Consider the following 8,963-nt stretch of genomic DNA (forward strand, 5'->3'; position numbering starts at 1 on the left):
GTTTTGAGGTTGCAGATAAGACTGACGAAGTCAGTCACATATATACGGCAAGGCGACGTTGACGTGGTTTGAAGAGATTTTCGAAGAGTATAAACCTATCTCCCTCTTAGCGGTAAGATATCCTCTGAAATCATGCGCATATAGTCCTCTTTGAGGGCTTTTTTGTATTTGAGTTTTGGTAGTGCCTTGTCTCCGTGAGCTTCCTTATAGGCCAGATAGTCCTGAGACTCAGTGATGGCTTTTTCACCATTTTGCTTGTCTCGTCCGATGCGGTAGTTGTCCACTACGAACTGGAGTTCATCCTCTCCTATCTGCCAATAATCTGCCGTTTCACGAATCTTTTTCTGGGTTCTTAGCTCAATCATCTCATCCAACTTATGGGCTACAGACTGTCCCTGATAGCTCTTGGCATCTGCTTGGACATTCTGCCAGAGTTTGGAGATGAGGTTGGATAACTTGGGATTGGATTTGTTCAAATCTTCGATATAGTTATCTACCAGACTCTTTTCCTTTTTACCAATGAAGTTTTCCCGATTTTCGATCAAGGCTTGGATGAGGGAGAGGATATAGTGATAGTTTATCTCATCTGTGCGGATGGATTCGAGCTCATACTCTATATCTACGAGAAGGCTTTCATCTTCTTGGTCTTCTTTTCTGCGTCTGCGGAGCTCTTCGATAACATTTTGATATTGGCCGGCAAAGTTCTCGATGTCTTCTAGGCTGAGACCAATCTCTCTGAATATGACTTTCTCATCATAGTCCGAATAGACTTGTATAGAAGATAGGAGCTTGTCAAATTCTTGGAAGGCCTTGGCAAAGCGTTTTAATTCTGCATCTGTCGCTGTATCCAAATCAGGCACCTGCTCTGGACTTGGAGCGATGGCTAATAGTTGATGAACCTTCTCAAGAAACTTGGCCTTCTCCTCCTGCCATTCTGGGGCTAAGACACTGGTTTCACCACCATTTGAGTAGAGGCTCAGAGCTTCATCCACCTTTTCTTTAAAACGGCCAGGCGTTTGGAAGGTGACGATTTGGCCGAATTTCTTGCCTTCATCAAAGAGGCGATTGGTTCGTGAAAAGGCCTGAATGATATGCTGTGGTTTCATGGGCTGACGATCCATGAACAGGGTCGATAGGCAAGGGGCATCAAAGCCTGTCAACAAGCGGTCCACAACGATAACCAAGTCCAACTGTTCCTCACGGAAGGCAAAGCGTTCTTTCTTACGGGCCAGACGGTCGTTGAGGTCACTATTGTAGGAAGCAATTGTTGCTAGGCTAAAGTGGGTACCAAACATGGCATTGTAGTCTTCTAGGCTCTCCTCCATGTAGGCTTGGTTGACATAGGAGTTTGCTTCATTTTCTGTCACAGAGTAAGTAATGGCAACCTTAGGGAAGTCTGGCAAAACCTTTTTAACATTTTCCGAAATGCTTAGAGACTTCTCTCCATTTTTGACTTGCTTAATCAGGTTATAATAGGCCTGCGCACGGACAATGCTTTTGACAGTCAAAATGGCTTCATAGGTTTTTCCTACCCCATTTTGGAAACCGAGTTTGCGTCTTGAGCGATTGAGAATAGCATCTAAAACGGCAAGCATATGTCCTTCGTCATCATAACGCTCCTCGTCAATCTCATCTTCTGCCCAACCAGGCATGGTCGTCTGATACTCCACATTAAAACCAAGAACCGCCTTGTCATGGATGGCTTCTTTGACGGTATATTGATGGAGGCAGTCACCGTACTGCTCTTCGGTCGTCTGAGCAAGGTCTCCTTTTTGTTCACGTTTATTTTCTGTAAAGATAGGAGTTCCTGTAAACCCATACCAGAGAGAATTTATAAAGAAGTGCTCTAGGTGGCGTTGGCGTTCAGGAGTCACTGCGCGATGGCATTCATCGACGACAAAGGCTAGTTTGAGTTGCTTGATACGATTGTAGACCTTTTGGTGACGGCCTTCATCAAACTGACGAATCATGGCATTGATTTTCTGGATGGTCGTCACAACGACACGGCGGTCATCAGAAGCTAGATTTTTAACCAATTCCTGTGTATCATCGGTCTCGTCGATATCGATCATGTCATTCTCTGCGTAAGACTGAAACGAACTGGTCGTCTGCTGGTCAAGGTCTGTCCTATCAATCACAAAGATTGTCTTTTCGATAGATGGAATCTGGAGCAGATTGCGCGAAACCTTATAGGAGGTCAGGGTCTTTCCTGAACCAGTCGTATGCCAAATATAGCCCGACTGGCGCTTGCGACTGGCTTCACGGATAGCCTCAATGGCATGTACTTGATAGGGACGCAATAAAATCAAGGCCTTCTTGTCATCATCGATGACAGAATACTGCATGACCATCTCGTGGGCTCTCGGTATCGACAAGACAGACTCTGCAAAGTCAAATAGCTGGGGTTGGGGGCTATTTTCACTATCCACCCACTTGGTCAAGAAGCGTTCATTTAGCTTGTTGGCTTTGGCAGCTGCGATGTAGCGAGTGTCTGTGACATTAGAGACGACAAACATCTGAAGACTTGAAAAAATACCTCTGAACTGTCCTTCTTGGTCGTATTTCTTAATCTGACGGAAGGCATCCATATAAGGATGAGAACGGCTTTTCAGTTCGATTTGAATCATAGGCAGACCATTGATTAGCAAAGTCACATCCCCACGACGCTGGCGAATCCCTTCTCCGCCTGTGATGACTTGGTTGACAACCTCATAGCTGGATTTGCCACCAGCGACATTGTTTCTCCACAAGACTTCCAAGCGAATGGTGCCTAAACTAGCATCTTCACGTTGAACCTGCACCTTGGCAATGCCATTTTCCCCTGCTATCCACTTGGCTGCTTCGTAGAAGTTGACGAAATTGAGCTGGTTTTTAATTTGATTTTTCTCTGAATTTGTAAGGGGATGGTCTTGCAAAATGCGGACATTATTGGCTTCCAGCTTGGCAAAAAAGTTTCCCCATAGGAGGTCTTCTGTATTTAACTCAGGTCGATACACCCATTGACTTTCTCCCTTTGTCAACTGGTTGATCAAATCTCGCTCTATAGCCAATTCCTGTTTGGTTTTGGCTTTACCTGCTACAGGGATAGCAGTCTCATCTTTGGGAGAGAGTCTCTGGCTGATATGGAAATCCTGCAAGGCGGCTTGATTGAGATATTGCAATTTTTTGAGAAGATCTTGCTCCGTCCCTTTAATGGCTTGATAGGCTGCCGTCAAGTCTTTATCTGCATCTAGGTAGTGATGGGGATTCTTCTTTATTTGAATATAACCCTGCACTAAATCTTCTAAACGTCTCAGCTGAATAGCAAGCTGGTTCTGGAGTTCCTGAGAATTGCTTCCAGATGCTCCTTTCTGGTTGATAGCTTCTAGGTATTCTACGATGGCAGTATAACTAGGCTGTAACTCAGGTGCTGAAACGATGAGTTCTTGCTCTAATTCTTTTGATAAGGTGTAAGCCATGTTCATACCCCATTTCTACAACGCAAAAAGCCTACCAAAAAGATTGGCAGGTTTTGAAAATGGGTATGAAAACGCAAGTTTATATATATATATATGCAAGCTAGTTATTTGCTTAAATCTGAAAACCATAGGGACTCTTCCTTTTCATTCATCCAAGGCGTTGCGGCATCGAAAAAACAGCGCCTTTACTTCCTTCTATTGTATCATAAAAGACTCCTTGGGAAAAGATTTCCCATGCTTTTATCTCTATTTCAGAGTAAAGGTAGTTTCTTTCTTAAATTTTCAATCTATCTATAGACTAAAAGATCTTTTTAGTTTAGAATAGTAATATAAACTATTTTTGTATCATGATAACTTAGAATAATTCATAATTTTTTAATAAAAATAAAAAATATAAATAGGAGAATTTATAATGTGTAAAGTCTATAAATATAGCGAACTATACTCAACAGATTTTATGTCTTATTTTGACAATAAAAAAGAAGTAATATCAGACATTGAACTTCAATCAGATGAATATAGTATAGATATTGATAAAATTATTGCTGAATTAGGAATTGAGGTTATAGAAACATACTTCGATTCGCATTCTGGAAAATATGATGCTGACACTAAAAAAATGTATGTTAATATTTTGGAACCGCTACAGCGTCAACGATTTACTAAGTCTCATGAATTAGGCCATTTTGTGTTAAAACATGAAGGAATTTCTGAACGTGAACAAACACCAGTAGCGAATGCTAAAGAAAGAGCTGCTAACCAGTTTGCAGCAGAACTACTAATGCCGCAAAAGTTAATCATAAAAGCAATCGATAGAATGGCAATAGATTATTCTATGACCTGGGAGGAATTAGATACTTTAAATGATGAAATTATTATTACTTATCTTGCTGAAAAATTAAATGTGTCCAATCCGGCTATGAAATATAGACTTATTAATTTGGGTGTATTGTCCATTTAAGGAGAATTTTATGAAAATTTAGGGACCTATTATTCATCCCCTGAAGAAATAAAAAATCAACTGAATTCAAAAATCTTTAATGATTTTAAAATAGTAATAAATATAATTGGAATAAACCAACCTCAGGAAGATTTAACACCAATTTACAAAATTCAAAATCTAGAACTCTCATCAACAAATAAAAACTCTAAATTGCAAGATGAAATCGATGATATCAATAAATATTTATTAAGTGCAGGTACGGGATTAGGATATAAAGATGAAAAAAATTCATGGAGTTTATTTTACTTAATAAAAGAAATGATTACATCGTTTCAAAGACAAGGCTATAATTACTATAGGGGACAAAGAGAAGATTGGGAAACAGTACCAGGGATATTTAGAAATTTACAAAATAGTGAAGGAAATAAATACTGTAACACTTTTGAATCTCTTTATCTAAATATCTCTAGAGAATTTCCTGATGAAGTTAAATATGTCCCTTTAAATCAAGAAATGTTAGATATCCGAGCTGATGAATTAGCTATCTTACAACATTATGGTTTGCCAACAAGTCTACTAGATATTTCCGAAAATCCATTCATAGCCATGTTGTTTATGTTAGGTTTTGGGAAAATAAAAAATCCTCAGTTAGAGTTCTATAAAATTGACTCCAGCAATGATAGTGAGAATGGAATAATTTCTTTAGTTCATAAGAAAATTACAAATAAGAGAATACGGGCACAAAAAGGTGCTTTTATAAATTTTGATAAACTTATTAAATTTATAAATTTTAAAAAAAAATGAAATAGAATTAGAAAATTATAAACCTATCGATAGAATTATTCTAAATATCAAATTTAATATAGAGGCCTCTATTAAGTCTTTAAAAAATCAGCAAAGCTCTAATCATACTAAGCCAGAAGATGATCTATCTTCTAAAAATTTAGACGGAGTAATTAAATTTTTAGAAGGAAAGTCTGTCAAATCAGGTTCTGATAAAAATAATCAAGAGGAAAGAATTTCTGGCGACTACTATGAATTAATTCAAAGAGAACTTTTACGAAAGTTAAAAGAGTACAATTATGAAACAAATGCCTTATTTCCAGATTTTTCAGACTATTTGATTTATAAATCTAAAGAATTCGAATTAAAAGATGATAAAAAATCTAATAGAGCGGTACTTAATGAATTAAAAAAAAATTCAAATAACCTGCCTTATCATAAAAGCAAAAAGAATAGAAAAGGTAAATATAGAATCACAAGAGTCTGGAGAAAAAGTCTTTGAAATCAAAAAAACGCATAATATCAAGAATTATACAACCTTGATATTATGTGTTTTATTGTAGAAAGATTTACTTCATTTTCTCCTGAAATTGAGTTTTTCCCAGCATCCTTGTGTATTATTCTTGTACTTCTTTCTGGGCGGCCTTGCCTTGGTCGAGAAGGGCTTGGACAATTTTCTCATCGCGTAGTTTGACAGAATCGTTGATCATTTCTGCGGACTTGACGATGGTTGTTTCTAGTTGGGCACGTTTCTGGCGTCCCAATTCAATAGCTGCGACGATACCTTGGTTTTGAGCGACCAGACTTTCAGCCAATTTGGTAACAGACTCAACAGCGACTGTCGGGCTTTGGGCAATTCTTTCCATCTGCGGAATCACTTCCTTGCTGGTCTCAGCTAGCATCTGAAGGGCAGCATTATTGGCATTGACAATGGCATCTGCCACGACACCTGATTTCATGGATTGTTGCAAAATACCCAGTTGGGCAATGGAAAGTTTCATTGTCGGAATCGTATTACGACGAAGCATTCCCAATTTTTGGCGCATATCAGATGACACCTTCACAAGATTTCGCATCTGAGGTGTTGTTGCCCAGGCAACATAGAGACGGCTGACATACTCAGTATGTTGTTGTTCAAGGGTATTGACCACTTCAGCCATGCGGGCCAATTCTTGTGACTTGGTTTGGTATTCTACCGTACTTGTATCGAGTTGGTCAGCTTGAGCTTTCAGTTCTGCAGCGCGCTTGCCAGCTTCTGTCTGGCTGGCTTCGATAAAGGAAATCACTCCCACTAGATTTTCAATGGATTTGGTATTGTCCTCAATCAACATCTCAGCAGAGACGATATTTCGAGCTAGCACATCTTCTTGCTTGACCACTGCGGCAGCCATGCCATCGAGCTTTTGCTCTACTGTTTTTGAGTCAAAGTAAAATTCCTGTAGGGTATTCTTGCTCTTGTTAAACAATCGTTGCAAAAAGTTTGGCTTTTCTTCTAACTCAGCAATTTCAGCGTTCTTGTATTTGACTACAAAGCCTTGCAACTCACGGTTGGTATTCTTGAGAAGATCATCCACTTGGGGAATCTGCAGTTTCTTTTGTTCTGACAAGATACGGTTGACCGTATTGTTCACACCTTCTACAGCAGATTGTCCAAAATCCAAAAGAGCATTTTGATTGGTGACAAACTGGTCTACCAACTGGGGCACGTGCGCCTTAATCCCTTCTTGTTGCTCAGGGCTCAGCTTCTCAAGGAAGGTCAAGGTCTTGTCTGAGCCAGTATTGGTCTCGATGATTTGGGTTGTCTTATCCACCTTAGCTACCGTATTATTGGCAATCTGGTCAATATCAAAATTAAATTCTGTCATGGTTACTCCTTTGTTTCTAACCTATTCTTTACGATCTTTTTCTAGGATACGCAAACTAATATCAAAATCACGCATATCTGTTTCATTGAGTTCTCTCAACACCTGGTCCAGCTCAAGGTCAAATTGTTCGATAGCTGATTTAGCTTGCTGTAAACGTTCTTCTGCTCGATTATAGTTTTTAGGATTGGCCTTAATCTTTAAATAGCCTTCTAAAATCGTTTTGAATTTCTCCATCTTCAAACTATGAATGGCCGTCAATTCTTCCTTATCCCCCTCGGCAGAGGTGGCAATCTTGTCTAAAATAGCCTGATGGTCAACGGCAATATTATCCAAGGTCTGAGACAATTCTGGAGCTAGTTCCTCTGGCTCCGCATTTTCAAGTTCTACCTGACTTTCTCTATCCAAACGTTCTAGCTGAACATCGATGTTTGCCCTTACTGTACGAACCTTTTTGTCAATACGGTTGTAGATATCAGCATCGATATAGGACTTGAGACGATCCGCCTCCTGATGGATTTCCCTCAGTTCGATCAATACTTGATTGGCCAGACTCTTATAGGAATCTGAACCTTTTTCTACTAAAGTTCCCTCCAATTGCTGAATATCCTTGTCCGCCTGACGAATACGAGCTTTTAAAAGCTCAATCCGATCGTCGAGAGAACGATCCTGCAAAAGAGGATAGCGCCAACGTTTATAGAGACGATAACCACCATAGCCTAGCAGTACACAAGCCGCAAGCGGAAGAGCATATTGGACCAACAGGCCTAATAAGAACAAGAAGCCCCAAAAATAGAGACAACCTTTCCAAAAACCATTACCTAATTTCATAAACATTCCTTATTTTCAATTTATAAGTCTATTTTAGCACAAAAGACAAAAATGAGGGCGGAAATCCCCTATAAAAGAGTTGATTTCTTTGCTGTAGAATGGAGGCTAGTAGCGCGTGTGCTAATTTCAGTGGAGCGGACTCAAACCACAGGATTCAGTGTTATAAGATTGCGGAATGACCTCTGAGGAATATCAAAACAAAAGCTTGAAATATTGGGTGTTATATGTTAGAATGAACTTACAATGTGAGTAAAGTTACAGCATATGTAACTAAAAAGCCCCACCGTGCCACCGATGGTTTTTTTTTGCTACCCTCTTAAAGGGTTAACCATTACTTCTTACGTTTCTTAAGCCATAACTTGAAAAGCTCAGATAACACGTTAATAAGTAACAGAGCTAGAAACACTGTGAGTAAAGTTTCTAACATCGGCAACACCTCCCTTCATTAAATTGAGGGGGCTAAAATATAGTAGATTGAAACTAGAATAGTACATCTGGATTTCTAAAATATTACTAGAAATTGATTTGATTGTCCTGATTGATTTGTCCTATTTTTATTTTATTTCTCTATATTATATCATCAAGATCACGTAATTCCCAAACAAAAACGCCTTTATGTGTATGTACTGATGTACTGATCCCAAAAAGTTAGACAATTAATTTAAGCAAAGGATTTAGTTCTGTATTGCACAGGGCTAAGTCCTTTTAGTTTTACCTTAATTCGTTTATTGTTGCAGTAATCAATATAGTCTACAATAGCTTGTTCCAATTGATTAAGCGATTGAAACGACTTCTCATAACCGTAAAACATTTCCGATTTCAGAATCCCAAAGAAGGACTCCATCATACCATTGTCTGGGCTGTTACCCTTACGTGACATAGATGGTTGGATTCCCTTATTCTTTAAAAAATGACGATAGAAATCGTGTTGGTATTGCCATCCTTGGTCACTATGGAGAATTGTATTTTCGTAATGGTTCTCTGTAAAGACTTGTTCTAGCATAGCTTTCATTTGTACTAAGTTCGGCAAATAGGAGATAATTTCACTGTTAAAGCCATCTAAAACTGGTAATATAGTTGCTTAGT

5 protein-coding genes and 1 pseudogene are annotated in these 8,963 nt (G+C 38.9%); 2 read left to right on the forward strand and 4 right to left on the reverse strand.

Features of this window, described 5'->3' with window-relative positions; all coding sequences use genetic code 11:
- Positions 1–95 precede the first annotated feature (95 nt).
- A complete protein-coding gene (locus HT699_RS09100; protein WP_240149891.1) occupies positions 96–3,464 on the reverse strand; it encodes a type I restriction endonuclease subunit R in 3,369 nt (1,122 codons plus the stop codon).
- Positions 3,465–3,870: 406 nt separating this feature from the next.
- Here HT699_RS09100 and HT699_RS09105 point away from each other — a divergent pair, with 406 nt between their 5' ends.
- Together HT699_RS09105 and HT699_RS09110 are read left to right on the forward strand one after the other, a co-directional pair.
- On the forward strand, positions 3,871–4,419 hold the full coding sequence (locus tag HT699_RS09105) for an ImmA/IrrE family metallo-endopeptidase (RefSeq protein ID WP_000335401.1): 549 nt from the start codon (positions 3,871–3,873) through the stop codon (positions 4,417–4,419).
- Positions 4,420–4,611: 192 nt separating this feature from the next.
- On the forward strand, positions 4,612–5,205 hold the full coding sequence (locus HT699_RS09110) for an FRG domain-containing protein (RefSeq protein WP_172934294.1): 594 nt from the start codon (positions 4,612–4,614) through the stop codon (positions 5,203–5,205).
- A 596-nt stretch (positions 5,206–5,801) separates the two neighbouring features.
- Here HT699_RS09110 and HT699_RS09115 read toward each other — a convergent pair.
- From HT699_RS09115 to HT699_RS09125, 3 genes and pseudogenes are all read right to left on the reverse strand, one after another.
- The gene (locus HT699_RS09115; RefSeq protein ID WP_000134328.1) at positions 5,802–7,049 is read right to left on the reverse strand and encodes a toxic anion resistance protein; all 1,248 of its coding nucleotides are present in this window, start codon (positions 7,047–7,049) and stop codon (positions 5,802–5,804) included.
- Positions 7,050–7,070: 21 nt separating this feature from the next.
- The gene (locus HT699_RS09120) at positions 7,071–7,877 is read right to left on the reverse strand and encodes a hypothetical protein (protein WP_050262182.1); all 807 of its coding nucleotides are present in this window, start codon (positions 7,875–7,877) and stop codon (positions 7,071–7,073) included.
- Positions 7,878–8,538: 661 nt separating this feature from the next.
- Positions 8,539–8,952: pseudogene (locus HT699_RS09125) on the reverse strand (IS3 family transposase); the annotation flags it as partial.
- Positions 8,953–8,963 lie beyond the last annotated feature (11 nt).

Source organism: Streptococcus sp. 1055 (assembly GCF_013276815.1).
GTDB lineage: Bacteria > Bacillota > Bacilli > Lactobacillales > Streptococcaceae > Streptococcus > Streptococcus pseudopneumoniae.